The organism is Marisediminitalea alba, from assembly GCF_002993365.1.
Lineage (GTDB): Bacteria > Pseudomonadota > Gammaproteobacteria > Enterobacterales > Alteromonadaceae > Alteromonas > Alteromonas alba.
On record NZ_PVNP01000220.1, the window covers coordinates 17,299 to 43,823 of the forward strand.

The window sequence follows — 26,525 nt, forward strand, 5'->3', positions numbered from 1 at the left end:
GCAAGTAGCGATGACTAAACTACCAGCCCCGAGGAGAAAAAACGCGACAAACCCGGTGGGACTAAAACGGTTTGTCGCGGTGCCTCTTAGCTACGAGGCAATTTGAACGTCCAGACAGTACCACCCTGGTTAATGTCTTTAACTTTCTTGGCAACTTCACCACCCCACAGAGGAACGGCGCCACCCCATCCAGATACGATGCTCAGGTATTGCTCACCGTCCTGTTCCCAAGTGATTGGAGAACCAACGATGCCTGAACCAGTATTGAACTTGTAAACCACTTCACCAGTTTTGGCGTTGAAGCCGTACAGGTAGCCTTCAGGTGTACCAGTAAATACCAGGTTACCTGCAGTGGCTAACACACCGCCCCACAGAGGCGCGTTGTTTTTGAATTCCCAAACAATTTCACCGGTTTTAGGGTCAACGGCTTTAAGTGAACCGATGTGGTCGTAGATAGGTTTGATAGTGAAACCAGAACCCATGTACGCAGCACCTTTTTTGTAGTTAACTGGCTCATTCCAGATGACCATGCCCCATTCGTTTGAAGGTACGTAGAACAGACCAGTGTCCTGGCTAAATGCCATAGGCATCCAGTTTTTACCACCTAAGAAAGAAGGTACGGCAAATACAGTTTTACCTTTTTTGCCATCTTCGCTATCAGATGGGTTACCAGGGCGATTTGACTCGTCGTAGATTGGACGACCGTTTTTATCCAGACCTTTCGCCCAGGTAATACCGCTTACAAATGGGAAGCCACGGATGAAGTCGCCGTTTTCACGGTTAAGAACATAGAAGAAGCCGTTACGGTCAGCAGTAGCTGCTGCTTTAACTGTTTTTCCGCGATCTTTATAGTCAAACGCGATTAGCTCGTTAACACCGTCGTAATCCCAACCATCGTGTGGAGTGGTTTGGAAGTGCCATACGATTTTGCCAGTGTCAGGGTCGATAGCCAGACGCGAAGAGCTGTACAGGTTATCACCAGGACGCAAGTGAGAGTTCCAAGGAGCCGGGTTACCGGTACCCATGAAGATCAGGTCTTGATCAGGGTCGTAAGTACCGCCTAACCATGTTGCTGCACCACCTGTTTTCCACAGGTCGCCGGTCCAGGTTTTGTTGGCTTTACCACCAGTAATACCGTTTTCTTTACCGTTTAGGTAACCCATGTGGCCTTCAACAGTAGGACGAGACCAAACCAGTTCACCGGTCATTGCATCGCGGGCTTCAACTTTACCCACAATACCGAATTCACCACCAGAGATACCAGTAACTACGTTACCTTTAACAATCATCGGTGCAGCTGTGAAAGAGTAACCTGCTTTATAGTCGCCTAACGTTTTACGCCACTTTGGCTTACCCGTTTTCTGGTCCAATGCAACCAATTTTGCATCCAGGGTACCGAAGATAACTAAATCGCCGTACAGTGCAGCACCACGGTTGATTACGTCACAGCAAGGCATGATACCGTCTGGTAAACGAGCTTCCCATTGCCATAATTCGTCACCGGTTTCTACGTCGATAGCGTAGATACGAGAGTAAGAAGCGGTAACGAACATAATGCCGTCTTTAACCAGTGGCTGTGATTCCTGACCACGTTGTTTCTCACCACCGAAAGAAAAGGCCCAAACCGGACTCAACTTCTTAACGTTGCTAGTGTTCATTGTGTCGATTGGACTAAAGCGCTGTCCACGTGGACCAAGGCCATAGCTGACCACGTCACCTGGGGTTGCCTGGTCATTGACGATATCTTTATCTGTCACTTTGGCCTGGGCCATGCCAGTCATAGCACCTAGTGACAGGGTTAAACAGAACGCAGAGCTGAGTAAGCGGCCTGAAACTCTTTTACTTTTCATCAGATTTCTCCAGTGTTTCAACGGGGTTTGGTACCCTTTGTTACAACGTCCGCGGCTTGTTCATCAAAAAGCATGCGACTGTTGAGTGTTGTTTTCGTCCACTAGGTGAGTATAGAACACCATACTTACCTAAGAGTCCTCAGAATTAGTATCAGTCATCATTTTGTTAACAACCATTAAACCTTGGGTTATCATTTTTAGTTCGTTGGTAGTAATACTTCGCTGAAGGGCTTATATCTCGTGGCTTTGGCGGTGTATGAGAGGAGCGATAAATAATAAAAAAGGCCGAATTTTAAAGTGAAAAATAGCGGCCTTTCGAAATCTTGTAAAAAAAATGTAATGCTTATTCGGTGCGATGGTAATCGGGGATTTCGTAGCTCAGGCCGTACTCTAAAAACAGTGCTTCCATTTCGCCGTTTTTAATCATCGGTTCGGTGATTGCCTGGATTGCATAAGCCAGCTCCCGATAATCTGTCTTAACTGCCATGCCAATATCCCAAGACTTAATGCTCATAGCGGCCAGGCCGTCAGCACTGATGTCATATTGCTCGGGAAGCGGTGCAAATTCGGTTTTGTTAACGTCTCCCGAGGTACTCATGCCCCATTGCAACTGACCTTTCATTCCGGCCACTGCAGCCACTTTACCTTCCTGCAGCAGTTTGATGCCGTCAAAAACCGAGTCCACATGAACCAGCTTGTCACGCAGGCGGCCACCAATAGTGGCACCGAGGAAGAAGCTGGGTAATGAATCAAGCTCTACGGCAACCGGTTCGTACTGGAATATGGCCAGGGTGCGAATATCATTGGTTTTTTCGTGGTCACGCAATAGTGCCCAGCTTTCCTGTTGATAGGGGCCGAACATCACTACCAGGTCATTCTTGGGCAAGCCGTAACCGTCAATGGCGTAGGCAAATTTACGATCGTAAGGCACCCGGAGCATTAAGTCGGCTTTCTGGCGGGTAATGATATGCCCTTTCCAGATCGCGTTGCGCAGGTCATCCTCGAGGTTTTCGTCAGCGTTGATCCACATCCACTCCAGATCAACGCCCAGTCCCGCCGCTATGCGTTTACCTACCTCAATATCTACACCGGCAGGTTCGCCGTCCTTGAGATAGGAGTACGGGGGGAAGTTGTTGTAGACAGCAATGGTTATCTGGCCTTGCTCAAGAATATCCTCATAACTTTTAGCCATAACAGACGTGGCTATTAAACTACAAATCAGAAGAACAACTCTTACTACCATTACTGCCCCTTAACTATGTCTTGATCAGGTATGCGGCTTACTCTGGCACGCCGCGAGTTTCGATGTACGCTTTGATTGCCCACATTGCTTCCTGAGAAAGAATACCTTCAAACGGAGGCATGTAAACACGGCCATCATCTACCGCACCGTTACGGATACGTGTCATAAACCAACCGTCGGCTTCTTCCTGGCTGAAGAATTCAAACTCATCGTTTAGTTTACGCAGATCAGGCGTGATTCCGCCAGAGATAACTTCCAGACCGTGACAACGGGCACAATTCTGGTTGTAAGCTGAGTCACCGATTTTAATCGCCAGCTCATTGCCAGTGTAAGGGTTAGTCTTCAGCCACTCATCACCTAATTGTGGTAATTCACTGGTATCTACTGCTTGCGGCGTTACATCACCGTGAGCCATTGCATTAGCGGTTACCAGGGTCAGTACCGCCAGCATCGCGCTGCGCAAAATAGTTAAATACATCTTCATCTCGGTTTCTCCAAAAGCTGCCACATTGAGTTGTCATGCCGTTAAATGTTGCAGGGAAGTAAAAATAGTCATCAATAAGTTTTCATGTCTACAACAAAGCACAGGGTGAAAGTTAGGAGATCTGGGGTTTCCTTCCAATTGTACTTAGGTAGTAAACCTTTCATCCTTTTTGCTCATTTCAACTGTGTACAATCATGCTCTACTATTGCACCATAAGGTTAAAAAAGGGTTTTGTTTTTGAACATAAAAAAACGGAAAGGTTACAAGTTTTACACCTTTTTAACGCAGTTTTCGCAGCACGTTCGCGTCCTGTTCGCGTTTTTTGCATGTGTGATTTTGATGCCTGCAATGGCTAATGCGAAGGCACTAAATATAGATGTGATTTATGTTCAGCAATCATCAAACCAGGCTGCGCAGCCCTTATTACTTAAAAAAACGCCCGACAATCTCACCACAGCCGGTGCGGAACTGGCCATAGAAGACAGCAATACCACGGGGCGGTTTTTAAAACATCGGTACGGCCTTTGGGGCATAACCGGCGCTAACAGCGAGGAAATTTTAACGGCCCTTAAGCAACGGCTGAACGGACAGCCGGCTATCCTCCTCACAGACCTGCCCACGACTACGCTAAAAGTAGTAGCTGATTTGGTACTCGCTAACGGCAGCGTGATCATAAATGCCGGTGAAGCCGACAATAATTTACGTATATCTCAGTGCCGTGGTGGGTTGTTACACACTTTGGCGAGTCGCGCTATGTTAACCGATGCCATGGCCCAGTTCTTTATGGCCAGACGCTGGCGGGAGTGGTTTGTGATCAGTGGTAAATCTGACGCCGACAAAGCCTATGCTGAGTCAATTAACCGGTCAGCCAAACGCTTTGGTGCAAAAATAACCGAGCAGAAAACCTGGAGCTTTGATACCGATTTGCGCCGCAGTGCTCAGCGCGAGGTGCCGCTATTCACTCAGGGCGACGATTATGATGTTGTGCTGGTGGCCGATGAGTCTGATTTGTTTGGTAACTATATTCCTAATAATACCTGGTTACCCAGACCGGTTGCGGGCACCCATGGGTTAACCCCAACAACCTGGCACTGGGCCCTTGAGCAGTGGGGCGCTACCCAGTTACAAAACCGTTTTTACGAACAGTTTGGTCGCGAAATGCTCGACAAAGATTATGCAGCATGGCTGGCAGTGCGCAGCATCAGTGAGGCGGTTACCCGCACCCAAACCAATAATCCTAAAGCCCTTTACTCGTATCTGATGAGCAATGATTTTGAGCTGGCCGCGTTTAAGGGTCGCAAGTTGAGCTTTCGGCCCTGGAACGGCCAGTTGCGGCAACCGATTCCATTGGTGCACCCAAAAGGTTTGACCTCTCTGTCGCCGCAGGAAGGGTATCTTCACCCGAGCACTGATTTAGATACGCTGGGATTCGACAAGCCAGAATCACGCTGTGATATGGCTTACTAAAAGGTGGTATAGAAGTATGCGTTTATTAGTTTTAGCAGCCGGCTTGCTAACGGCACTGGTGAGTCAGGCCGAGGTGGCTTACGTTTCCAATGAGAAAAGCGATACGTTAACCCTCATCGATGTGGATAAACTGGAAGTCATCGATACGCTGGAGGTAGGAATGCGTCCCCGCGGCATTATCTTCAGCCAGGATTATAAATACCTGTATATTTGTGCCAGCGAATCTGATGCCGTGCAGGTAATGGATTTGGCTACCCACAAGGTGATTCACAATCTGCCTTCCGGTGAAGATCCGGAGCAGTTCGCCCTGCATCCAAACAACCGTCATCTGTATATTGCTAATGAAGACAGCGCAGTGGTTACCGTTGTCGATACCGTAGACCGTACCGTTATCGCACAAATTGATGTGGGCATTGAACCGGAAGGTATGGCAGTGAGCCCCGATGGAAAATGGGTTATCAATACCTCGGAAACCACCAACATGCTGCACTGGATCGATGCCAGTACCCACGAGTTGGTGGATAACACCCTGGTCGATCAGCGTCCGCGCCATGTGGAATTCAGCAAGTCCGGTGAAAAGGTCTGGGCGTCGGCTGAGATTGGCGGCACAGTGGACGTTATTGATACAGCCTCCCGGGAACTGATTAAAAAAATCACCTTTAAAATTCCTGGCGTACACCGCGATAAAATACAGCCGGTGGGCATTAAACTTACCGATGATGGCAAATATGCCTTTGTGGCACTCGGCCCGGCAAACCATGTGGCGGTAATCGATGCCAGCACCTATGAAGTGCTTGATTATCTGCTGGTAGGTCGCCGTGTATGGCAGTTAGCTTTTGCCAAAGAACAGTCTTTATTGTTCACCACTAATGGTGTTAGCGGCGATGTGTCGGTGATTGATGTGGAAGATCTGAAAGTCATTAAAACGATTAAAGCCGGCCGCTATCCATGGGGCGTTGTGGTTAAACCATGAGTGTTCCGGTATTGGCTGTAGAGCAAGTAGGATTTAACTACGGGGCCAAACAGGCACTGTCTGAGGTGACGTTTTCACTGTCGCCGGGGTCGTATTATGCCTTGCTTGGGCCTAATGGCGCGGGCAAGAGTACGCTGTTCTCGATTCTTTGTCAGTTACTGCAGCCGCAAACCGGTAGCGTAACAGTTAATGGCATTAATGCCGCGAAAAAGCCGCGTCAGGTGTTAAAGCAAATCGGTATGGTGTTTCAGCAACCCACTCTGGATTTAGATTTGAGTGTTGAGCAGAACCTGGCTTATCACGCCAGTCTGCACGGCTTATCAAGCGCTTATACAAAACAGCGTATTAATGAAGAGTTGCAGCGTTTTGCGTTGAGCGAACGACGCAAAGATAAAGTCCGCTCGCTAAACGGCGGTCACCGCCGCCGGGTGGAGATCGCTCGTGCGCTGCTGCATCAACCGGCTATTTTGTTATTGGATGAGGCCACCGTGGGCCTGGATCAGTCCACCCGTGATACCATTAATGATCACCTGCGACAGTTGTGCAGTGACTCGGGTATCACGATTTTGTCGTCGACCCACCTGATCGACGAAGTACGACCAACTGACGAACTGATTGTGCTGATCAAAGGCCAGATTCAACTGCAGCAACGTTGTGAGGAGGCCATGCAGGCCCTGCAACTGGACTCGGTGCAGGCGCTTTACCGACACTTCCATCAGCAGGGGGAGCAATAGATGTACTGGACCTGCTTTGTTGGTGTTCTAAAACGGGAACTGCTGAGATTCTGGCAACAGCGCTCGCGGCTGATAAGCGCGCTGGTACGCCCTTTATTATGGCTGGTGGTGTTTGCGGCAGGCTTTCGTGCTGCGCTGGGGGTAGCGATTATTCCTCCCTATGAAACCTACATCACTTATGAGGTTTACATTATTCCGGGGCTGGCCGGCGTGATCATGCTGTTTAACGGCATGCAAAGCTCGCTTTCTATGGTGTACGACCGGGAAATGGGCAGCATGAAGGTGCTTCTCACCAGCCCCATGCCCCGACCGTTTCTGCTGGTCAGTAAGCTGCTGGCCGGTGCCTGTATTTCCATGTTGCAGGTGTATGCCTTTTTTGCCATCGCCTGGCTGCTGGAGGTGGAAGCTGAGCCAATCGGTTACTTGCTGGTTATTCCGGCTTTACTCCTTACCGCCTTATTACTGGGAGCGCTGGGACTATTGCTGTCGTCTTTTATCAAGCAATTGGAAAACTTCGCCGGGGTGATGAACTTCGTGGTGTTTCCGATGTTTTTCCTCTCTTCGGCATTATACCCGTTGTGGAAAATGCGCGAGTCGAGCGAATGGCTTTACTGGATATGCCAGTTTAATCCGTTCACACACGCGGTAGAACTGATTCGTTTTGCGCTTTATGGCCAGTTTAACGGACAGGCAGCGCTGGTAACCGGTCTTTGTACGCTGATTTTTACCAGTCTGGCTATTTGGGGCTACGACCCCAAAAGGGGCATGGTAAAACGCAAGGTGGGCGGTTAGCTCGCTGAATTAACAAACGGATGGATTATCCTGATAGCCGCGGTAAATAAAGGCTAGCTGAATGACAGTACATCCACTAATATAACTTACATAGCATTTACAGGGTGATAAAAATGGTAGAAATTCTCGTCGCTGATGACCATCCCTTATTTCAATATGCAATCACCGATTTCGTTGAGCGTAATATTCCGGACACTAAAACCATCAGTTGTATCGACCTTGAAGAAGCACTCAATACAGCAGAAGAAAACCCCAACATTGATTTGGTGCTACTCGACCTGAATATGCCAGGCATGGATGGCCTTAACGGTATCGTGCGTTTTCGTAATCAGTTCCCTGAAATTCCTATTGTTATTGTGTCGGCAGAAGAAGATAAAAACGTCGTGCTGCAGGCTTTTACCTATGGCGCGGTAGGGTTTATCACCAAGTCTTCCAGCTGTGAGCAGATTGTGGGTGCGCTCCAGCAGGTACTGTCCGGTCAGGTATACCTGCCACCGGATATCATCCGTAATGGTGGTAGCAGCAAGCCCAAGGAAGATTCTGCTCAGCAGCAAATCGATCCTAAGCTGATTGGCGCTCTGACCCGCCGCCAGTTACTGGTGTTTGAGTGTATCGCCAAAGGTAAGTCTAACAAACAGATTGCCTATGAGCTGAATATCGCTGAAACCACAGTGAAGGCTCACGTGTCGGCCATTCTTACTAAGCTGAATGTACATAACCGCATCCAGGCAGCGCTGTGTGCCGCCAGTATCGATTTTAACCAGTATCTGATGCGCAACTAGCTGTTAGCGACTGATAGTGCTTAGTAAGCCATGGGTATCCTGTTGCCCATGGTGTGCTCGATGCTCCTTACTACCAACTTCCCACCTGTGACGTGGTCTTTTATTGCAAGTGCTTTAAAAAACACTGAAGATTAAGTATTGTTTTGGCCTCGCCCGCTAGCTTTGCAAAGGTTGATATGGATATCGAAGTCACCAGACCAAAACAATTCACTGATTTTACCCGCAGTTATCGGTTGCTTGCCGATGGCAAAGAAGTGGCGTTAATCGAACGCGGTACCATACATAGGGTTACTCTGCCGGCCGACAGTAAAATACTCACGGCCTGCATTGACTGGTGTTACAGCCCGGAATTTGCCGTGAGTGATATTCAGGATAGCCGCATCATAGTCAAAAACGCATTCGCCTCTAACCCACTTAAAGCGCTTTTACTTCCGCTTTATTACGTGACGTTTGGTAAACATAAGTATCTTAAAATAGAATCTTAATGCCTACGCTTATGGACTGTCGTTTTGTAGGACAAGGAGAAATCAATGCAAGACCATCAGCAAGTTCAGTTGAAGCTCGTGTTCCTATGACGTATTAGTTTTTCCAGAATTAGACGTCACTTCAAGTAAAGCCCCATAATAAGAGGTTAGCCGTTGTAGAGTTTATTATGTTCAAAGTGATAGAATAGTATCACTTTGGTATTCCTTTGGTGCGGCTCTCATGAAAGTAGAACTAGTTACATCACTTAAACGCCAGGCAACTAAGATCCTTGCCGATCTTCATGACACTAAAGAACCAGTGCTAATTACCGAGCATGGTAAGCCATCCGCGTATCTGGTTGATGTCGATGATTATGAGTTTATGCAAAATCGATTGGTTATCCTTGAGGGGATCGCGCGAGGTGAACGCGCACTAGCTGACGGTAAAGCGGTAAGTCATGATGAAGCCAAAGACAAAATGTCAAAATGGCTGAAATAATCTGGACTGAGTCCGCGTTATCTGACCTTAATGATATCGCTGAATATATCGCACTAGAAAATATTGTTGCGGCAAGGCAGTTAGTACAAACGATCTTCTCCAAAGTCGAACGCTTACAAACTTTCCCTGAATCAGGTCGTATTCCACCCGAACTAGAACATTTAATTTATCGTGAAGTTGTCGTGAATCCATGTCGTGTTTTCTATAAGCAAGATGGTGACAGCGTGTTTATTTTGTTTGTTATGCGCGGGGAGAGAGATTTACGTAAGTTCCTGTTGAATAAACAGTAACCTTTTGGAGTGAGGGCTAACAATCTGTTTAAGAGTAATTCGCAACGCGTGGCATTTTCACCATAGGCTGTGGTGTTTCAGGTAGTATGCGGTGGCGTTGGTATTGCGCTGCTCACACCCTCACAGGGAGATACGCTTATTTGACCTTCGGCTCAGTTAGGAAAGTTGTGATTACGTCTAGTCCTATGCGTTCGGTGGTAGTGCCCATGAACGGCAGACGTTGCCGGTATCGCGCATGACGATTTTAGTCGCGCAGAGGGCCCCCACTGGTTATGCTAAGCAAGCGATGATCATCAACACTTTGGAATTAGGATTAGCCAATGGCCACGGATTATTTATCACTGGAATGGCAGACGCTGCAAAACCAATTCGATAGCTATGAGAAATACAGTCTGCTCATTAAGCTGGTCGCTATTTTTACTACGTCTTTTGCCTTAGGGTTTGAATTTAACCTCTTTGTGCCGGTGTTAATGGTTGGGGTATTCTGGTTGCAGGACGGTATCTGGAAAACCTTTCAGGGGCGTTTTGAAAGCCGCTTGCTAATTGTTGAGGCGGCTTTAGCTGCCAATCACAATGAAACCGGCTGCCAGTTTAATCAGCAATATCAGCAAACCGCTAACAGCGGTGTGGGTCTGATTAAAGAGTACTTAAAACAGTGTCTCAGACCCACAGTAATGTATCCCTATGTTGTTTTGCTTGGTCTAACTCTGTCTAGTTTATGGTGGTAGTAAGTACCAACAACTAGGCTTTTGCATTGGACAACAGGTTAGATAACGCCAGCTTCATCTTATGAGGCTTCACGGGCTTGTTTAACAGCGAATAGCCCTTTTCCCTGACCATCTGGCGCAGCTCGTTGGTGTAGTTTGCCGTGATCATAATTACTGGTGGGTGCGGATCTAAATGCTGGTGAGTAATTTCCAACGCGTCAAAGCCGGTATCGCCATCGTCGAGGTGATAATCTGCGATGATCAGCTGTGGGTCCAGCTCGGTTAAGAACTCCGGTTCTTGCAATTCTTCCAGGGTTTGTACCGAGGTAATGTTGCAATTCCAGCTGCCCAGCACCGTTTCCATGCCTTTACAAATTTCATCGTCGTTATCGATAAGTAAAATTCGCGCCCCTTCGAGTTGATCGTTGAAGCGGTCGATTAACGGTGCTGGAGTCGGTTTAACCCGCTGGGCAAGCTTATCTGCATAGGGCAGGGTGATGCTGAAGCAGGAGCCTTTGCCCTCTACTGAACGAACATTAATGGTATGGTTCATCACACTGGCGAGCCGTTCTACAATGGACAGGCCTAAACCGAGGCCTTTATCATGACGGCGTTTCTTGGCATCAAGTCGATTAAACTCGTGGAAGATTTCACTCAGTTTGTCCTGCGGGATACCAATACCGGTATCAAAAATCTGAATTTGTAAGCCTGCCTTGCGCCGCCTTACCCCTATCAGAATACTGCCTTCGTTGGTGTAGCGAATTGCGTTGCTGAGCAGGTTGCGCAGGATCCGCGCCAGCAGATAAGTATCTGAATGAACAAGGGTTTGAGTGGTCTTTACTCTCAGCCTGAGGCCTTTACCCTCTGCCTGAGGGGTAAACTCATTCACCATATTGGTAATTAAGTCGTCGATTTCAAAATCATCCAGAACCGGTTCAATCAATCCGGCCTCAAGCTTTGAAATATCTACCAGCGCACTGATTAGCGACTCGAGGTTTTCCAGTGAGTAGCTTAATGAACGAATAAGTTTCTGTGCTTCTTCGCCAAGTATCAGATCGTTTAAGGCATCGGCAAATAAACGGGCTGAGTTCATGGGTTGCAGCAAGTCGTGACTGGTGGCGGCGAGGAATTTCGATTTCGACTCATTGGCCTGGTCGGCTTCCCGTTTTGCCTCCAGCAGCTTAATTTCGGCCAGTTGTCGTTCTTCAATTTCGTTGCGTAACTGCAGGTTAATTTCAGAAATCTTTTTGGTGCGCTGGTTTACCCGCTGCTCCATGTAATCATAGGCATGCTTAAGGGCCCGGGCGGTGCGTCGCTGCTCGGTAACATCCTGCTCCAGAGCAAAAAAACCAATGACGTTGCGCTGCTCGTCAAAATGGGGGATGTAGGTTTTGTTTGAGATCCGCACGTTATCCGGATCACGGCTGTGTTCGAGCTCAAAGTTAACCGCCTGGCCGAGCATGGCACGGGCAATATGGATGGTGAGGGTCTGATACTCTTTATGGCCAAGCACGTCACTGAGGTGATGATTAATAATTTCGTCCCGTGAGCGGTTAAACCACTTTTCAAACTCGCGGTTAACGAATTCGTAGCACAGATCTTTGTTAACATAGGAAATCAGTGCTGGCATGGCATCGGTGATCAGGCGGATACGCTGTTCACTTTCGCGCAGGGCAATCTGATTGCGACTGCGTTCGGTAATATCGGCAAAGGTGATTAGTATGCCGCCGCCGGGGATCAGGTTGCGCCGCACCAGTAATACCAGGTTTTCATCGAGCATCATCTCGACTTCCAGGAAGTCCTTATCCGGTGCCACATCAAAGGAAATGGCGTCAAACAGGGCTTTGGCAAACACGTTTTGTTGCATGAGTTCGGCAAATACATCGCCGCGTTGAACACCGCTGTCCGACAAGCCTAACAGCTCGAAAAAGCGCTGATTCCAGGTTTCGATTTGCCTGTCAGCGTTAATCAGTACAACGCCCTGGCTCATGTTTTCCAGGGTGGCTTTGAGTAGCTCTGCCTGCTCAGCCATGGCGGTCTCGTAGCGGACCTCTTCGGCTAATTTTATATTGGTGATATCGGTATACACCACCACCAGGCAGTTATCGTTAGTTTTACGCTCCTGCATCTGGATCCAGGTGCCATCGCGCAATTTAAAGATAGTCTGGGCAATCGGATCGGGATAAACGCCCACTTTTTTCTGCGCTTTGGCTTTGTGATCAACCAGTACCAGCGAGGCGGCGGTGATTTCCTGAAAAGAGGTTTTGCCCAATTCGTAGGTAATATTGTGCTGTTGCCAGAATTCGGCGCAGCGGCTGTTTACCATTACCATTTTGCGGTCTGCATCGAACAGGGCGAAGGCATCGGAAATACTCTCAATAGCGTCACGCAGACGCTGACGATCCTGTTCGGCCTGAATCTGGCTTTTCTCTGTTTCCCGGCGGGCCAGTTCGAGCTGTTGGTTGGACTCTTCCAGACGATGCAGGGTTTGCTGCAGGCGGTAGGTGCGCTCTTTTACCTTATCGGCGAGCATGGCTGCGTCTTCAAAAGACTGATAGGCATCACTGTGATTGCCCCACCCCATTTCTACCCGACGCATCAGCACGCGGTTTATTTTCTGCAGCTTCTCGTTTTCGTAGCGCAGCCGTTCGAGCTCATCTTCGCCGGCTATTTCCGGCGACTCAACGGCTACTTCAGGCGTCAGTGGACTTGAGGTCGGTTTCAATGGGCGCTCCAATCGCTACGCCAGTAAAAGTATGGTTCAAGTGTAACCCATTTATTTGCTCACCGTAGGTATTAAATCCGATCATATGATTGGCACGGTAAAGCTCTGACATGGCATCTTCCAACTGGTATTTATCGATTTCAGCGCGGCGGTGAGCACAGTCAAACCCAATGAGTAAATCAATCTCGCCTACGTTGCGGCGAATATCATTAAGGATCATGGTGGAGTGAGCATGCAGCCCGCTCGACTTCATCTTGGTCAGCACAATCCCGGCGTCAATGGCGCAGAAAAAAGTCAGGCTTAAATCATCGTTCACCTGCTGGATGCTGCGGATATACAGGTGGTCGCCAATTTGCACTGCCAGAGGGTGCATGGCGAAAACTTCTGAGGTTAGTTCCTCGAGCTTTAAGCCGTTTATGCGGCAATACTCCAGCGCAGCCGGTTCGGCATTAAACTCTTCCACCACCCGTTGTCCCGGTGCGGTTTGGGTAACCACCAGCTTGTCGTTTTCGGGCGCTAAATGATGGTGGCTGAATACATCAAAATAACAGTTGGTATTAATCAGCATAAAAACTGCTGCGCTACTGTAAAAGCGACCGTTGCAATAAATCTGGGTATCGACAAAGTGCTGATCATCCCCGGCTGATCCGCCTACCAGCGGAATATCCTGCATACTCATATTGAGTACATCGATAACCAGCTCTTCCCGAATAGATAAGCCATCCAGTAAGGTCATGCCGAAAGAATGTTGTTCTACCGGTCCGGGGGATACGGCTTTGCTGCGCAGCTTGTCGAGCATGGAGTTAACCAGTTCATCGGCATCGTGCTCTGAAAAGGCCGCCAGATTTTCGATCAGCACGGTTTCTACGGCGAAGTGCTGTTTACTGAGGGCAAAGGCGCAGATGGAGTGCTTGCGGCAACCATCGGGCGTTATTTCGCCGGCAGAAGTACAGCCAATTACCGGGATGTCGCCAAAATAGCGGTTTAATTCTTTCGACAGTTGTTCCAGCGGATACCGGGTACAACAATAAAAAACGACACATGCTGCTTCACATGGCGCCAGTGCATTGTAGATGTCCCGTGCTGCAATGACAGGGTCAAGACTTTCCGATCCGGCTCTGGCCACAGAAGGTGAGTCGAAAACTTCAACGGTTTGACTAATTTGTTGCGACAGCATGGATACTCCCTAAACTCGGGTGACTGGTTGCATTACGCTGTGCCAAAGGGCTGAGATACCAATTCACCGCTGTCGATTCTATATAATTCACAATTGTTTAACAAGATTAGCAAGAGTGATTTACGCACAAAACTCGGCCATTAGTAGCATAAATTGGGCCGTTGGTCATACAACTAACGATCAGGCCGGATCAGCTAACGACTGTTTAAAACGTTCGGCGAGGGCTAAAAGTTCATTTTCGAGAGGATTACGGGGGCGTTGTGAGGTTAAGCGGACATCTTCCAGCACCTGCATAGGATGACTACTGAGTAGCAGGATACGGTCAGATAAGGTGAGTGCTTCAGTTATATCATGGGTCACATAAACTACGGTAGTCCGGCGTTTTTGCCACAGTTCACTGAGCAGTTGTCTGAGCGAGTCGGCGGCGGGAATGTCCAGCGACGAAAAAGGTTCATCCATTAGCAGAATATCCGGCTCACAGGCAAACGCCCGGGCCAGCGCTGCCCGTTTCAGCATACCGCCTGAAAGTTGGGCTGGATACTGATATTCGGCGCCGCTTAAACCCACCAGACTGAGCCAGTGTAAAGCGCTGGAGCGGCGCTGTGATGTGCTGCCGTCACATACCAACATCACGTTTTCGCAAATGCTCAGCCAGGGCATCAACCTGGGTTCCTGGAACATCAGCGACACCCTGGCCGTTTTGCCGTCTGGTTTGCTGAGGCGAATCTCACCCTCAAAGTCGTTGTCGAGGCCGGCAATCAGGTTGAGCAGTGTGCTTTTACCCGCCCCTGATGGACCGAGCAGGGTGACAAACTCCCCGTTGCTAAGAGTCAGGCCGAGGTTGCGAATAACGGCGGTGGCAATCCCCGCGTCGTTTACAAATGCCTTGTTGATAATATCTACTGTGTAAGTCATCGCCACTTCAGTACCCGCCGTTCCCAGGGGCGTAAAACGCCGGCTTCCAGGGCAAAAATAATACAGGCAAAGGCCAGTGTATAAGCCAGTACACTGGTAATATCAAAATACTGAAAGAATAACGAAAGCTGAAAACCCACGCCATCACTACAGCCGAGAAGTTCTACCACCAGGACAATCTTCCAGACCAGTGCCAGGCCCCCGCGAGCGGCGGCCAGGAAATAAGGATAAAGCTGGGGCAAGTACACTTTTACCATCGTTCTGGCTGCGGGAACCTGGTAGGCCCTGGCCACATCCAGCAAACGTTTATCAATGGCTCTGGCACCTTCGCGCATAGTGACGGCGATATTGGGGGTTTTATTCACTATTACGGCTATCAGTGCGGCCGTTTCATTTAAGCCAAACCAGATAAAACATAAAATGATGGTAACCAGTGCCGGTACATTCAGCGCCAGGGTGACCAGGCTGTCGAGCCATAAATCCAGACGTTTAAAGTGCCCCATCAATAACCCCAGCAAACTGCCAAGCAGCATAGCGAATAAAAAGCTGATAGCTATACGCCGCAATGTAATGGCCAGGTGATGGGGTAACTCGCCACTGTTAATATGTTCAAGCAGGTTAGTGAGCACTGCCAATGGGGCTGGCAGCAGATCAGGCTTCAGAAGCATCACTGCGGCTTGCCAAAGCAGCATAAACACCACCATCGACAGCACACGAGTCAGGGCCGGATGATTATGCATTGCTGTCTAATGCTCGCCTAAAGCCGGACTTTGCCAGAACAGACTCTGTGGCAGACTTTCCAGTGAACCGGTTACGCGGGTGGTCCCTTCGTTTTGCTTAAGCACCCTGAATAACTTTTGCAAATCGGTAGTGATATTTTCATCGAAGCGGGTTGGGATGCCTCTTCGGTAGTGTTCAATGAGTACAGGGCGGGCACCCTCTGAATACTTGTTGGTAAACGACGGAATTAGTTGCCACACGTTATCGTCGGTATCCATTAGCGCGCGGGTGTCGAAAGACATCGCAAAGAACTGATCGATCAGTGCTTTGTTGCGGCTTGCCCAGTCTTGCTTAAAGAGCCAGCCGATAACTGGTACCTCGGCACCAATTTGCCAGCTGGCGAGTACTTCGTCCATGGTCAGCAGTGAGCGCTTGTTGTGAGTTTTCAGTTCTGCGGCGTAATGCCAGAAGTTAACTACAGCGTCGAGCTGGTCGCGCAGCATTAGCTGATTAAGCATAGGCGGAGCGGCAAATTTGATAGTCGCCTGTTGGTCCAGGTCGAAGTTAAAATGTTGCTTCGCATAGGCACTGTACAACAGCCAGTTTTTGTTGCCTTTACCGCCCGCAAAGCCGATGGTTTTACCTTGTAGATCACCCATGTCTGAAGCATTGGCTTTGGCATCAACAACCAGTTCGCCGGCAGCCGTGGAATAGGGATAAAAATGATACAGTCGCCCTTCATCGAACTGCCGTGCTGCCCATAACCAGTCGCCCACAATCATGTCTACGGCGCCGCCTTGCAAAGCAACCGAAAGGGCCTGGGGCGAGCCTAATGCCACCCGGGTTAATTTAAAACCGTATTGTTCAGGAAGTTGTTTGGCTTCTGCCAGGTCCAGCTCCCAGTTGAGGGTGCCATACTTCAGTACACCAACCCGGATTTCCGGAAGATCAGCAGCTCTTGCGCCCGACGTCAGCGCGCTGCACCACAGGATGACACTACACAGTACAACTCTAATCATCATGTCTTTTTGGGAGCTATTCAGCGGTTGTTGGGTCGATCATCGTTTTGACCTGATTAATTTGGTTGGCCGGAATGCCCATTTGTTCAGCATGGTCGAGGATGGCCTGTTTATCAGGTGAAATGTAAACACAGTAAATTTTGTTGTCGGTGACGTAGCTTTCCACCCATTGAATATGCGGGCCGGCATCACGTAACACACAGCAGGATTGCTGTGACGTATTTTGTAGTTGTTCAGCGCTAAGTTCACCAGCACCGGGGATTTCGCGTTCGATAATAAATTTTGGCATGGCAGACAAATCCTTCTTTTTATTGACTATAGGGTACAGAAAGGAAAAAGGTCCCCGCAGATGCGGGAACCTCGCTTACGCCAGTTATGGCAACGCTTTTAGAAAAAGCCCAGTGGGTTGATGTCGTAGCTGGTCAGCAGGTTTTTGGTTTGCTGATAGTGGTCGAGCATCATTTTGTGGTTTTCACGGCCCACACCTGATTTCTTGTAGCCACCGAATGCTGCGTGTGCAGGATAAGCGTGGTAGCAGTTCATCCATACACGGCCAGCTTCAATGCCACGGCCCATGCGGTAGGCAAGGTTAGTGTCACGAGTCCATACACCCGCACCCAAACCAAACTCAGTATTGTTAGCAATAGCCAGTGCTTCTGCTTCGTCTTTAAAGGTGGTTACGCCAACAACCGGTCCGAAGATTTCTTCCTGGAACACGCGCATGTCGTTGTTACCTTTCAGCAGTGTTGGCTGCACATAGAAACCATTGCTGAAGCCTTCTACATTGGCAGGACCGCCACCGATAAGTACTTCGGCGCCTTCTTTCTTACCAAGCTCAAGGTAGCTAAGAATTTTTTCGTACTGTTGAGCAGACGCTTGTGCACCTACCTGAGTATCGGTATCCAGTGGGTTACCACGTTTGATTTGTTGCGTACGAGCGATAACCAGAGAAATAAAGTCATCGTACATATCTTCCTGAATCAGTGCGCGTGAAGGACAAGTACAAACTTCACCCTGGTTAAAGAAGGCTAATACAGTCCCTTCAACACACTTGCTCAGGAACTCATCTTCGTGCTTCATCACATCGCTGAAGTAGATGTTGGGTGATTTACCACCCAGTTCCACGGTAGAAGGAATGATATTGTCAGCAGCACATTTTAAGATGTGTGCACCAACCGGCGTAGAACCTGTGAAGGCTATCTTAGCAATACGCTTGCTGGTAGCCAGTGCTTCACCGGCTTCTCTGCCTAAACCGTTTACCACGTTCAGTACGCCCGGCGGTAACAGGTCACCGATGATTTCCATCAGTACCAGAATAGACGCAGGTGTCTGCTCAGCTGGCTTCAGAACAATACAGTTACCGGCAGCTAAAGCCGGTGCCAGTTTCCAGGCGGCCATTAACAGCGGGAAGTTCCATGGGATGATTTGACCCACTACACCCAGCGGCTCATGGAAGTGATAGGCAATGGTGTTTTGGTCGATTTCACTGATGCCACCTTCCTGTGCACGGATACAGCCGGCAAAGTAACGGAAGTGGTCAGCGGCCAGTGGAATATCGGCATTCAGCGTTTCGCGCACGGCTTTACCGTTATCCCAGGTTTCGGCAACAGCCAAAGCTTCCAGGTTGGCTTCAATGCGGTCTGCGATTTTTAAAATCAGATTAGAACGCTGGGTTACTGATGTTTTGCCCCAAGCCGCTTTTGCTTTGTGGGCGGCATCTAATGCTAACTCAATGTCTTCTGCGGTCGAGCGAGGAATTTCGCAGAATACTTCGTTGTTAACAGGTGAAATGTTTTCGAAATACTGACCTTTAACGGGAGCAACCCACTCGCCGCCAATATAGTTGCCGTATTTTGATTTAAATGAGACGACAGAATTTTCTGTTCCAGGTGCTGCATAGATCATGTTGCTTACTCCGGTAATCAATTATAAAAGCGTTGCCAGATTGTCGGTTTTTAGGGAGATAACCTGTATCTCCCTGACCGGCACCGACTGCCGTAAGACAAGACTGTTTTCTGGCAAGGAAACAGTCAGTTACTAAAAGTTTACGATGGCACCAACGGCAAGAGTCTGAGCTTCTTCCTGACCCAGAATTCCAGAGAACTCGCTGGTCGAATATTCCACTGCAAAGGTGACGTTGCTGTTATAGCCATAGAACCAGGCAGCTTGCATACCTTCGTGACCGATGTAGTCGGTGTCTTCGATTTCGTTCTCGCCATAAGAGAGTACGAAACGATTCGCATCCATCTTATAAGAGGCCTGCAGGATGTAGCCTTCGCTATCGAGCGCGTTATAGGTAGTTGGGTCATACATGGTGATCGGCGCTAAACCCAGTGCTGCTTCTGTGGGGCCTAACAGAATGCCGATACCTTCACCGCTGTAGCCTGATGCGTGCAGTGATAAACCACCAAAGCCTACTTTTACACCGTATGAAGCGCCGTTTGAGTCAACGTCACCCATATCAGATTCAGAGGTTTGCGACAGGAAACCCACCCATGCAGTGACTGATGCGTCGTCGAAAGTGCCGCTGTAGGTCACTTCACCCTCAAAACGAGGTGCAGATTCTTCGCGGTCAGCATCGCCATTGACTGGCGAAGGATCGACAGCCGCGACGGCTACTTTGAAGCCACCACCGAAAGACGGCGAGGTATAACGTATTTGCGACGCTGGGAACGGATAAGTGTACCCGCTGCCGAGGTTACCGAATGATACGCCCTGGCCATCAACCAGTCCCAGCGTATCATTGACATTGCCGTAACCAAGCAGGACTTCGTCTAAGAAAACGTTGCTGCGGTTAAACAGTGTGAAATCTTTACCAATCAGTAATTGACCCCAGTCGGCATCCAGCGTCGCGTAAAACTGACGAACATCGATACCGGTTGAGGTAACACCACTGTTAGAATCGTTGATGGTTACCCAGAAAGATGAGCGACCGCCCACTTTCATGTCACCAATCTGCTTACTGAAGTTCATACCCAGCCAATTAGGCAGGAAACCCGATTTAACGCGGGATTGGTCACGGTCACCGTTTGGACCGTTATCAACAGACGTTGTGGTGTAGAATGTGTTGAATGACGCGTCAACCGATACGGTAGCCACTTCGGCATCGTCGTAAATGGTGATTGCGGCATTGGCTGAAGCTGAAGAGAGTGCAAGTAAGGCAACGGCTAGCGGTTTGCACGCAAATTTATTATTTTTCATGTGTAACCCTCATATTTGTGTTTATTGCGTGGAGTAACACTTTTATTGCGTCCCACTGTCACTCACGTTAATTGACAACGATTCTTTGCCGTTGCTCTTTTGCATTGAGTATTGTTGAGCGGCCGGATTTTGAGTACTCCTCAATGGAGCCTTTTGAATTCAACTTTAGTCCTCTGCGGAAATTCTCCGAAAGACCTACTACCAAAGTGCTGGTTTGGAGGGGCGGTTTTGGCACTGCTTTGAAGTGCTACTAAAAGCTAGCGCAAAGTGGCAGTTCAGAGAGTATTTTTTAGCGTTTTTGTTAACATAAAATACTTTTACACTGGCAGAGTCTGACTTTACCTCACCGGTAAAAGGCGTAAGCTGCTAGTGGTTGATAAGACCCAGAGTGTCGATTGATCTGTGCACATCAGTGCATTGTGCAGACCAATTCACATTTAATAAGTAGGTCTGTTATGAAAAAAATCGTAGTTGTAGGCGGTGGTGCCGGTGGTCTTGAGCTGGTTACCCGGCTAAGTAAAACACTGGGTAAGCGCAAGCTGGCCGAGATAATACTGGTTGACCGTAGCCGCACGCATGTCTGGAAACCCCTGCTTCATGAAGTGGCTGCCGGGGTCATTAATAAAGCCTCAGACGGCGTTGACTACCGTATGCACGCCGCCCAGCACCATTACCAGTTTCAGCTCGGCAATATGAGCTATATCGACCGTGACAACCAAAGTATCTACCTCGACCCGTTATACGACGAAGACGGCCTGGAAATCCTCCCGGAGCGTACTGTGGAGTATGATTATCTGGTTATGGCTATCGGTAGCATAACCAATGATTTCGGTACCCTTGGCGTTAGTGAGCACTGTTATTGTCTGGACTCACTGATTCAGGCCGAGCGCTTTCACCGTGCGCTGCTAAATCAGTTACTGAAGATCAATCAGGAAGGTATTACCAAGCAAAAGATCCATGTTGCGATTGTGGGGGCCGGGGCAACCGGCACTGAACTGGCGGCTCAGTTACACCACGTGAGTAACCTGGCCAGAGCCTATGGTATGCCTGAAATGTCGGCCGACAAACTGCAGGTGTCAATACTCGAGGCGGGGCCGCGGATATTGCCTGCATTACCCGAGCGGATTGCCGGTTCTGCGCGCCGTGCACTTACCAAGCTTGGTATTGAAGTACGCGAGAATACGCGGGTACAAAGAGTGGATAAAGAAGGGTTTGTCACTGCGGAAGACGTATTGATTGAAGCCGACTTAATGGTGTGGTCAGCAGGGGTTAAGGCGCCTGAGTTTCTCACCGATTTAAACCTGTTTGAACTTAACAAGGCTAATCAGATCCTGGTAACGCCTGCTCTGCAAAGTACTGTGGATAATAAAATTTTTGCCATCGGTGACTGTTGTGGAGTGCTGCAAAAAGACGGTAGCTGGGTACCACCACGGGCTCAGTCGGCGCACCAGATGGCAAGTCTGCTGGCCAAAAACCTGCAAAACCTGTTTATGCATAAACCCATGCAGGCCTATACCTACACCGATTACGGCTCGCTGGTGCATCTCAGTAAATACTCAACGGTAGGCAGCCTGATGGGGAAACTCAGCAACAGCACCATGTTTATTGAGGGACGTCTGGCAAAGATGGTGTACGTATCCCTGTATAATATGCATTTGTTTGCCGTGCATGGCTGGTTTAAGGGCTTTTTAATGCTGCTTATGCGCAAAGTCAGTAACCTGGTTACCCCTAAATTAAAACTTCACTAACAAATAGTACCCGGTAGCGGCATACCGTTACCGGGTAAATCCTGCCTCTGGTCGTTCTGACCACAGTTAAAAAATTGTGATTTTTGTAACAAACAGCCAGGTGATCTGGCTTGCTGAAAAGTGAAAAACAGCGGCTTTGATTGCTCAAATAATGTGCTTTATTTGCCAATTCAGTAAAGACTGTTTAACAAACAATTTTCACTCGTTTAAAGGCTTTTAGGTGTAAATTAGCGGCCTTATTGCTACCAAAGTACCGTCTAATTGATGCCTAAGTAGTAGGTGGTGGTGGGGGCCGCCACAGTGCCTTGGGTAAGGCTGATTACCCGGCGATAAGTTTGCTGGCGGCAGCCCGGTGGCGAGCTAGCAGAGCAGGTAGGTCAAGACCGTTTATCTGGCCATGACTCACCCGCCACTGGCCCCCTACCATAACGTGCTCGGCTCTTTCTGCGCCACACAGAATCAATGCAGCAAGCGGATCATGGGAGCCACTGAAGCGGATGTCATCCAGACTGAACAGAGCCAGGTCGGCCTGCGTGCCCTCAGCTATGACGCCAATATCTGTGCGCCCCAATACGCTGGCAGAGCCTTCGGTCGCCCAGCGCAATACCACTTCCGGCGTGATTTTTTCTGCGCCGTATTTTAAACGTTGCAGATACAGCGCCTGACGGGCTTCATACATCATGTTGGATGCATCGTTAGACGCTGAACCATCTACTCCTAAGCCAATCGGTGCACCGGCCTCAATAAGGTCAAGCGTAGGGCAGATCCCGGAAGCCAGACGCATATTCGACACCGGGCAATGACAAATACCGGTACCGGCGGCACCCAGCCGGGCAATTTCTTGTTCATTAAAGTGAATACCATGCGCCAGCCAGGTGCGGTCGCTCAGCCAGCCCACACTTTCCAGGTAGTCCACGGTACGCATGCCGAAGGTTTGCAAGCAAAAGTCTTCTTCATCCAGCGTTTCGGCCAGATGTGTGTGCAGGCGCACATCCTCGCGTTTAGCCAGCTGAGCGCTTTCCTGCATAATTTCCCGGGTGACAGAAAATGGCGAGCAGGGGGCCAGAGCAATCTGAATTTGCGCGCCTGCTTCACGTTCGTGGTACTGGCTAATAAGGCGCTCGCTGTCGCGAATAATGGCTTCACCGGTTTGTACGGTGTGCTGCGGTGGCAAGCCGCCGTCTTTTTCACCAAGACTCATTGAGCCGCGGGTGAGCATGGCACGCATGCCCAGTTGCTTAACTACATCAACCTGAACATCGATAGCGTTATCCAGCCCCTGGGGGAACAAGTAATGATGATCGGCGGCAGTGGTACAGCCGGATAGCAGCAATTCTGCCATCGCGACCTGGGTAGCCAGATGCAAGGCATCCGGTGTGAGTCGTGCCCATACCGGGTATAAGGTTTTTAGCCAGGGGAACAAGGGTTCATTTACCACCGGTGCCCAGGCGCGCGTGAGCGTTTGGTAAAAATGATGATGGGTGTTAATCAGCCCGGGCAAAATCACCAGGCCGGACGCGTCAAAAACTTCATCGCAGGGCGATGCAGGGGCGTCATGATTAAACAGAAGCGTTTCAATTTTACCCTGATTAACTATCAGACCGGTGACCGGTTGAGACTGGTCGGGGGCAAAAACATATAACGGCGATTTTATCCAGATACGCTGTGCTGCAGACATAGCAATGGCTCCAATAATAAAGTTAATGGTAATGCCAGCTCAGTTATGTCCTGTCTGCTGATCCAGGAGAAGTAAATTCGCCGAATATTCTACCCTATCATTCACAAATGAAAAGCCCGGGCACCTGGCTGGTTCCTAGATTTCCAGTTGCGTCATCAGTTCAACCAGTTGTTTAACGCCGTTACTGATATCCTCGAGCCCCTCGGAGGTCAGCGTAAATTTATCCGTACCCGCCAGCGCCTGTTCAGATAACACGCCTAACTTGCCATCCATAGTTTCGGTAAGCTCACTGTTTTTATTAACGATGTCAGTAATCGATTTGGTTACGGTGGCGGTACTTTCGGCAAGGTTGCGCACCTCGTCTGCGACCACAGAAAATCCTCGTCCGTGCTCTCCTGCCCGGGCTGCTTCGATGGCGGCATTTAACGCCAGCAGGTTGGTTTGCTCTGCAATGCCCTGAATGGTAACCACCATGTCGGTCACTTTTGTGGATTGCTCTGACAAGCGGCGGCCGTCTTCCGCGATTTGCTTTAATTCATCAGCAATTTTTACCGCTGAGTTAATGGCTTCGCTAAGTACTTCTACGGCACTGCGGGTTATGGTAGAGGTTTGTTCCGAGGTAGCGGCCGCCATATTGATGACTTGCTGGGTCTTGTTGATACGTTCGGTAATGTCGGTGGCGAACTTGATAACCTTCACTATATTACCGTTGCTGTCTTTAACCGGATTATAAGTGGCTTCCAGTGCCACTTTATTGCCTTTGGCATCCACCCGGGTAAAGCGCCCGGTGAAGCGTTCGCCACCAGCCAGTTGTTGCCAGAAGTTGGGGTTTTCAGCATAAAAGTCGGGTTCGCAAAACATACGATGGTGCTGGCCAATGATGTCCCCGGCCTGATATTGCATTACCTGCAAAAAATTTTCGTTGGCCTCAAGAATCTCGCCTTCAGGGGTAAAGGCTATGACTGCCATGGAGGCATTCAGCGTATCGGCCAGAACTTTATTTTTTTGTTGCTGCCTAAAATCGTCACTGCGGTCCTGAATTAAGGCAATTACCTTGGTAATGCCCTGATTGTCATCTGCGATAGGAACAAACTGTGCGCTGATATGACGCAGCGCCCCGCCTGATTGCTTAAGGTTGACCTCGAGCTGCTCCATGGTATCTACGGCGCCAGACTGGAGCAAGCTCTGAAAAAGCTGGTTTGGGTTAGTGACTCACTCAGCAGATTATCAATGTGCTCACACGTCAACTGCGCTTTACTGTACCCGCTCAGCGCCTCAAATTGAGGACTGGATTCGAGGATCATACCGGCAGCAGAGATGGCTAGATAGTTCGTCTGGCGCTTAATGGCCAGACATTCTTTTTCCGAACTTTTACTCAGCGCCAACTGGCGTTCAAGCGCTTCAATTTGCTGCGTGTAAACTGATTTACGTACTAACATGGCTGTTGCTCTATTGTGTTGCTTGATCCAATCCACAGTCATCAATACGGATCTAATTGAATCCGTGAGCTTACGCTTTTGGCAGGAACTTTTCGCCTGGCTGGCAAGTTCCTGGCAGGCAACGAAAGTAATGTCGTTGTACTCAGCGTTTGTATTAAACCTGTTCATTGCGGGGTTTTATAAATAGTAGTATTTAATTTCGTATATTGATTAATCAAACGTATTAAAAAAGATACTCACGTATATTTTTTTCGGGTTAAAACCTGAGGGAACGAAAATTCTTTAATATAACTATCTGAGGGGGGGACTTTTTGCCAGACAGAGGACGTTGAGACGGTTTTTTATTATTTTTATCCGCCATATTCTATAAATCAGAACGAAACGTTTAATTAATAGATAAAGCTAAATTCCTTTAATCACGTAAGAATAGTCGAAATTCAATGACTCTTTCAGACAACAAAAGGAATCTGTGATGAATAAACGAATATCTACTATTCTTCTTAGCGCGCTTTTCAGCGTATCAGCTTTTGCAGCACCGACCAGCTATTCGGTAGACCCTACGCATACCTTTGCAGTGGCTTCATGGAGTCACTTTGGCTTTTCAACGCCTACCGCCGTATTCGCCGGAGCTGAAGGCACCATTACCTACGACGCCGAAAAGCCGGCTCAAAGTGATATCGCCATTTCTGTTAGCATCGAAACGGTTGATACCTTTGTGGACAAGCTGACTGAAGAGTTTCTTGGCGAAGACTGGTTTAATGCGGCGATGTATCCTAAGGCCACTTTTGTAAGCACTAAAGTCGTGCCAAAAGGCGATAACAAGTTTGCTGTTACTGGCGATCTGACGATTAAAGGCACTACCAAAACAGTTACTATGGACGCGACTCTGAACGGTATGGGTGAGCACCCGATGTCGAAGAAGCAGGCCATTGGTTTTGATGCAGAAACTGTTATCAAGCGTTCTGATTTCGGCATCGACCAGTACGTGCCCTATGTAGGTGATGAAATTACGCTGCGCCTGACTACCGAAGCCCAGGCTAAGTAGTTTTTCGCAGAGTGCTTTTTCATCACATCCTCAGCACTCTGGGCGGTAGCAAAGGCGTGATCTGCGCTACCGCATTTTGCCGCCAGCCTGGCAGTTCGGCGTAAAATAGCATCAGTTGGTCGGTAGCTGACTTTCCTTTGGAACCAATACGAACCATTGTAGGTCTATTAGTGTATATCCTTTAGCTCGTGGTACTCAGATGAACTGGTTAAGATTGTTAGTAGTGATGGTGGCAATGGTGGGCTGTCCCGCTGTTAGCACTGTGCTGCATGATGATCACAGCGTCGGAGTTCAGCGTGTTGATTTACAGGACGTTGTCGTTGATGCTAATGCCCCGGACAGCATCGAAATCAGCGATGAAAGTGATACCGATTTTGATGGCTACCTGCCACAGTCCGCTTCGACTTCTGAAGTTCATCTGTTCCATTCTGCATTCACTTATCAGAGTCGAAACAAGCACGCCTATCGCTCCCACCACGGTATCAGAGCGCCTCCCTCAATAAGTTAATTTCACCGATATCTGCGTCGTGCAATGGTGCATTCAGGCGCATAGAAATTAATTTAAAGAGGATA

General features: G+C 48.9%; 26 protein-coding genes. 12 read left to right on the plus strand and 14 right to left on the minus strand.

Translation table 11 applies throughout. The features are described from left to right. Positions 1-86: 86 nt before the first annotated feature. From C6Y40_RS24170 to pedF, 3 genes are all read right to left on the minus strand, one after another. Positions 87-1,781, minus strand: a complete 1,695-nt coding sequence (locus C6Y40_RS24170) for a PQQ-dependent methanol/ethanol family dehydrogenase (RefSeq protein WP_240622073.1) — start codon at positions 1,779-1,781, stop codon at positions 87-89. 412 nt (positions 1,782-2,193) lie between these two features. After that, positions 2,194-3,042: a substrate-binding periplasmic protein gene (locus tag C6Y40_RS24175; RefSeq protein WP_170308583.1), complete on the minus strand. Its 849-nt coding sequence runs from the start codon at positions 3,040-3,042 to the stop codon at positions 2,194-2,196. A gap of 88 nt (positions 3,043-3,130) precedes the next feature. Next, on the minus strand, positions 3,131-3,577 hold the full coding sequence (pedF, locus tag C6Y40_RS24180; protein WP_105936947.1) for a cytochrome c-550 PedF: 447 nt from the start codon (positions 3,575-3,577) through the stop codon (positions 3,131-3,133). A gap of 348 nt (positions 3,578-3,925) precedes the next feature. On the opposite strand from pedF, the gene C6Y40_RS24185 reads away from it, so the two are divergent. From C6Y40_RS24185 to C6Y40_RS24230, 9 genes are all read left to right on the plus strand, one after another. Beyond that, complete coding sequence (locus C6Y40_RS24185; protein ID WP_170308584.1) at positions 3,926-5,044, plus strand: ABC transporter substrate-binding protein; 1,119 nt, start codon at positions 3,926-3,928, stop codon at positions 5,042-5,044. A gap of 16 nt (positions 5,045-5,060) precedes the next feature. Then, positions 5,061-6,017, plus strand: a complete 957-nt coding sequence (locus C6Y40_RS24190; RefSeq protein ID WP_105936949.1) for a YVTN family beta-propeller repeat protein — start codon at positions 5,061-5,063, stop codon at positions 6,015-6,017. Beyond that, positions 6,014-6,751 (plus strand): ABC transporter ATP-binding protein, encoded by a 738-nt coding sequence (locus C6Y40_RS24195; RefSeq protein WP_105936950.1) that lies wholly within the window; start codon positions 6,014-6,016, stop codon positions 6,749-6,751. Before C6Y40_RS24190 ends, C6Y40_RS24195 begins: the two co-directional genes overlap by 4 nt. Further along, on the plus strand, positions 6,752-7,543 hold the full coding sequence (locus C6Y40_RS24200; RefSeq protein ID WP_105936951.1) for an ABC transporter permease: 792 nt from the start codon (positions 6,752-6,754) through the stop codon (positions 7,541-7,543). 113 nt (positions 7,544-7,656) lie between these two features. Further along, the gene (locus C6Y40_RS24205; RefSeq protein ID WP_105936952.1) at positions 7,657-8,325 is read left to right on the plus strand and encodes a response regulator; all 669 of its coding nucleotides are present in this window, start codon (positions 7,657-7,659) and stop codon (positions 8,323-8,325) included. A gap of 176 nt (positions 8,326-8,501) precedes the next feature. Continuing rightward, positions 8,502-8,810 carry a hypothetical protein gene (locus C6Y40_RS24210; RefSeq protein ID WP_105936953.1) on the plus strand — a complete coding sequence of 103 codons (309 nt, stop codon included), beginning with the start codon at positions 8,502-8,504 and terminating at the stop codon, positions 8,808-8,810. Positions 8,811-9,030: 220 nt separating this feature from the next. Beyond that, on the plus strand, positions 9,031-9,288 hold the full coding sequence (locus C6Y40_RS24215) for a type II toxin-antitoxin system Phd/YefM family antitoxin (RefSeq protein WP_012841716.1): 258 nt from the start codon (positions 9,031-9,033) through the stop codon (positions 9,286-9,288). Next, positions 9,276-9,578: a type II toxin-antitoxin system RelE/ParE family toxin gene (locus C6Y40_RS24220; RefSeq protein WP_105936954.1), complete on the plus strand. Its 303-nt coding sequence runs from the start codon at positions 9,276-9,278 to the stop codon at positions 9,576-9,578. The genes C6Y40_RS24215 and C6Y40_RS24220 overlap by 13 nt, the downstream gene beginning before the upstream one ends. A gap of 320 nt (positions 9,579-9,898) precedes the next feature. After that, the gene (locus tag C6Y40_RS24230; RefSeq protein WP_105936955.1) at positions 9,899-10,306 is read left to right on the plus strand and encodes a hypothetical protein; all 408 of its coding nucleotides are present in this window, start codon (positions 9,899-9,901) and stop codon (positions 10,304-10,306) included. Positions 10,307-10,319: 13 nt separating this feature from the next. Here the strand turns inward: C6Y40_RS24230 and C6Y40_RS24235 are convergent, their stop codons facing one another. From C6Y40_RS24235 to C6Y40_RS24270, 8 genes are all read right to left on the minus strand, one after another. After that, the gene (locus C6Y40_RS24235; RefSeq protein WP_105936956.1) at positions 10,320-13,010 is read right to left on the minus strand and encodes a NahK/ErcS family hybrid sensor histidine kinase/response regulator; all 2,691 of its coding nucleotides are present in this window, start codon (positions 13,008-13,010) and stop codon (positions 10,320-10,322) included. Then, positions 12,979-14,187: a nitric oxide-sensing protein NosP gene (gene nosP, locus C6Y40_RS24240; RefSeq protein ID WP_105936957.1), complete on the minus strand. Its 1,209-nt coding sequence runs from the start codon at positions 14,185-14,187 to the stop codon at positions 12,979-12,981. Before nosP ends, C6Y40_RS24235 begins: the two co-directional genes overlap by 32 nt. 180 nt (positions 14,188-14,367) lie before the next feature. Beyond that, a complete protein-coding gene (locus tag C6Y40_RS24245; protein ID WP_105936958.1) occupies positions 14,368-15,102 on the minus strand; it encodes an ABC transporter ATP-binding protein in 735 nt (244 codons plus the stop codon). Next, the gene (locus C6Y40_RS24250) at positions 15,099-15,842 is read right to left on the minus strand and encodes an ABC transporter permease (protein ID WP_105936959.1); all 744 of its coding nucleotides are present in this window, start codon (positions 15,840-15,842) and stop codon (positions 15,099-15,101) included. Before C6Y40_RS24250 ends, C6Y40_RS24245 begins: the two co-directional genes overlap by 4 nt. A gap of 6 nt (positions 15,843-15,848) precedes the next feature. Then, the gene (locus C6Y40_RS24255; protein ID WP_105936960.1) at positions 15,849-16,844 is read right to left on the minus strand and encodes an ABC transporter substrate-binding protein; all 996 of its coding nucleotides are present in this window, start codon (positions 16,842-16,844) and stop codon (positions 15,849-15,851) included. 13 nt (positions 16,845-16,857) lie between these two features. Continuing rightward, complete coding sequence (locus tag C6Y40_RS24260) at positions 16,858-17,130, minus strand: DUF4242 domain-containing protein (protein ID WP_105936961.1); 273 nt, start codon at positions 17,128-17,130, stop codon at positions 16,858-16,860. A 98-nt stretch (positions 17,131-17,228) separates the two neighbouring features. Then, positions 17,229-18,746, minus strand: a complete 1,518-nt coding sequence (gene exaC / locus C6Y40_RS24265) for an acetaldehyde dehydrogenase ExaC (protein ID WP_105936962.1) — start codon at positions 18,744-18,746, stop codon at positions 17,229-17,231. Positions 18,747-18,878: 132 nt separating this feature from the next. After that, complete coding sequence (locus C6Y40_RS24270; protein WP_105936963.1) at positions 18,879-20,042, minus strand: porin; 1,164 nt, start codon at positions 20,040-20,042, stop codon at positions 18,879-18,881. Between the two features lie 455 nt (positions 20,043-20,497). On the opposite strand from C6Y40_RS24270, the gene C6Y40_RS24275 reads away from it, so the two are divergent. Next, a complete protein-coding gene (locus C6Y40_RS24275) occupies positions 20,498-21,790 on the plus strand; it encodes an NAD(P)/FAD-dependent oxidoreductase (RefSeq protein WP_105936964.1) in 1,293 nt (430 codons plus the stop codon). A 319-nt stretch (positions 21,791-22,109) separates the two neighbouring features. On the opposite strand, the gene C6Y40_RS24280 is transcribed toward C6Y40_RS24275, so the two are convergent. The 3 genes from C6Y40_RS24280 to C6Y40_RS24290 all read right to left on the minus strand — a co-directional run bounded on the left by C6Y40_RS24280 (position 22,110) and on the right by C6Y40_RS24290 (position 24,907). Next, positions 22,110-23,468, minus strand: coding sequence for an 8-oxoguanine deaminase (locus tag C6Y40_RS24280; RefSeq protein ID WP_105936965.1), 1,359 nt, complete (start codon positions 23,466-23,468; stop codon positions 22,110-22,112). A gap of 135 nt (positions 23,469-23,603) precedes the next feature. Next, a complete protein-coding gene (locus C6Y40_RS25645) occupies positions 23,604-24,650 on the minus strand; it encodes a methyl-accepting chemotaxis protein (protein ID WP_146129644.1) in 1,047 nt (348 codons plus the stop codon). Next, on the minus strand, positions 24,629-24,907 hold the full coding sequence (locus C6Y40_RS24290) for a hypothetical protein (protein ID WP_105936967.1): 279 nt from the start codon (positions 24,905-24,907) through the stop codon (positions 24,629-24,631). Before C6Y40_RS24290 ends, C6Y40_RS25645 begins: the two co-directional genes overlap by 22 nt. Before the next feature lie 472 nt (positions 24,908-25,379). Between C6Y40_RS24290 and C6Y40_RS24295 the strand changes: the two genes are divergently transcribed. Then, positions 25,380-25,952 carry a YceI family protein gene (locus C6Y40_RS24295; protein ID WP_105936968.1) on the plus strand — a complete coding sequence of 191 codons (573 nt, stop codon included), beginning with the start codon at positions 25,380-25,382 and terminating at the stop codon, positions 25,950-25,952. 199 nt (positions 25,953-26,151) lie between these two features. Next, positions 26,152-26,460: a hypothetical protein gene (locus C6Y40_RS24300; RefSeq protein WP_105936969.1), complete on the plus strand. Its 309-nt coding sequence runs from the start codon at positions 26,152-26,154 to the stop codon at positions 26,458-26,460. Positions 26,461-26,525 lie beyond the last annotated feature (65 nt).

Bases quoted from the DNA above. Each gene is read 5' to 3' on its own strand.
- C6Y40_RS24270 (WP_105936963.1), bottom strand. From the start codon at position 20,042: ATGAAAAATAATAAATTTGCGTGCAAACCGCTAGCCGTTGCCTTACTT.
- C6Y40_RS24300 (WP_105936969.1), top strand. From the start codon at position 26,152: ATGAACTGGTTAAGATTGTTAGTAGTGATGGTGGCAATGGTGGGCTGT.
- C6Y40_RS24260 (WP_105936961.1), bottom strand. From the start codon at position 17,130: ATGCCAAAATTTATTATCGAACGCGAAATCCCCGGTGCTGGTGAACTT.
- C6Y40_RS24230 (WP_105936955.1), top strand. From the start codon at position 9,899: ATGGCCACGGATTATTTATCACTGGAATGGCAGACGCTGCAAAACCAA.
- C6Y40_RS24280 (WP_105936965.1), bottom strand. From the start codon at position 23,468: ATGTCTGCAGCACAGCGTATCTGGATAAAATCGCCGTTATATGTTTTT.
- exaC (WP_105936962.1), bottom strand. From the start codon at position 18,746: ATGATCTATGCAGCACCTGGAACAGAAAATTCTGTCGTCTCATTTAAA.
- C6Y40_RS24245 (WP_105936958.1), bottom strand. From the start codon at position 15,102: ATGACTTACACAGTAGATATTATCAACAAGGCATTTGTAAACGACGCG.
- pedF (WP_105936947.1), bottom strand. From the start codon at position 3,577: ATGAAGATGTATTTAACTATTTTGCGCAGCGCGATGCTGGCGGTACTG.
- C6Y40_RS24205 (WP_105936952.1), top strand. From the start codon at position 7,657: ATGGTAGAAATTCTCGTCGCTGATGACCATCCCTTATTTCAATATGCA.
- C6Y40_RS24190 (WP_105936949.1), top strand. From the start codon at position 5,061: ATGCGTTTATTAGTTTTAGCAGCCGGCTTGCTAACGGCACTGGTGAGT.
- C6Y40_RS24275 (WP_105936964.1), top strand. From the start codon at position 20,498: ATGAAAAAAATCGTAGTTGTAGGCGGTGGTGCCGGTGGTCTTGAGCTG.
- C6Y40_RS24215 (WP_012841716.1), top strand. From the start codon at position 9,031: ATGAAAGTAGAACTAGTTACATCACTTAAACGCCAGGCAACTAAGATC.
- C6Y40_RS24250 (WP_105936959.1), bottom strand. From the start codon at position 15,842: ATGCATAATCATCCGGCCCTGACTCGTGTGCTGTCGATGGTGGTGTTT.
- C6Y40_RS24290 (WP_105936967.1), bottom strand. From the start codon at position 24,907: ATGTTAGTACGTAAATCAGTTTACACGCAGCAAATTGAAGCGCTTGAA.
- nosP (WP_105936957.1), bottom strand. From the start codon at position 14,187: ATGCTGTCGCAACAAATTAGTCAAACCGTTGAAGTTTTCGACTCACCT.
- C6Y40_RS24255 (WP_105936960.1), bottom strand. From the start codon at position 16,844: ATGATGATTAGAGTTGTACTGTGTAGTGTCATCCTGTGGTGCAGCGCG.
- C6Y40_RS24295 (WP_105936968.1), top strand. From the start codon at position 25,380: ATGAATAAACGAATATCTACTATTCTTCTTAGCGCGCTTTTCAGCGTA.
- C6Y40_RS24170 (WP_240622073.1), bottom strand. From the start codon at position 1,781: ATGACTGGCATGGCCCAGGCCAAAGTGACAGATAAAGATATCGTCAAT.
- C6Y40_RS24200 (WP_105936951.1), top strand. From the start codon at position 6,752: ATGTACTGGACCTGCTTTGTTGGTGTTCTAAAACGGGAACTGCTGAGA.
- C6Y40_RS24185 (WP_170308584.1), top strand. From the start codon at position 3,926: ATGGCTAATGCGAAGGCACTAAATATAGATGTGATTTATGTTCAGCAA.
- C6Y40_RS24195 (WP_105936950.1), top strand. From the start codon at position 6,014: ATGAGTGTTCCGGTATTGGCTGTAGAGCAAGTAGGATTTAACTACGGG.
- C6Y40_RS24175 (WP_170308583.1), bottom strand. From the start codon at position 3,042: ATGGCTAAAAGTTATGAGGATATTCTTGAGCAAGGCCAGATAACCATT.
- C6Y40_RS24220 (WP_105936954.1), top strand. From the start codon at position 9,276: ATGGCTGAAATAATCTGGACTGAGTCCGCGTTATCTGACCTTAATGAT.
- C6Y40_RS24210 (WP_105936953.1), top strand. From the start codon at position 8,502: ATGGATATCGAAGTCACCAGACCAAAACAATTCACTGATTTTACCCGC.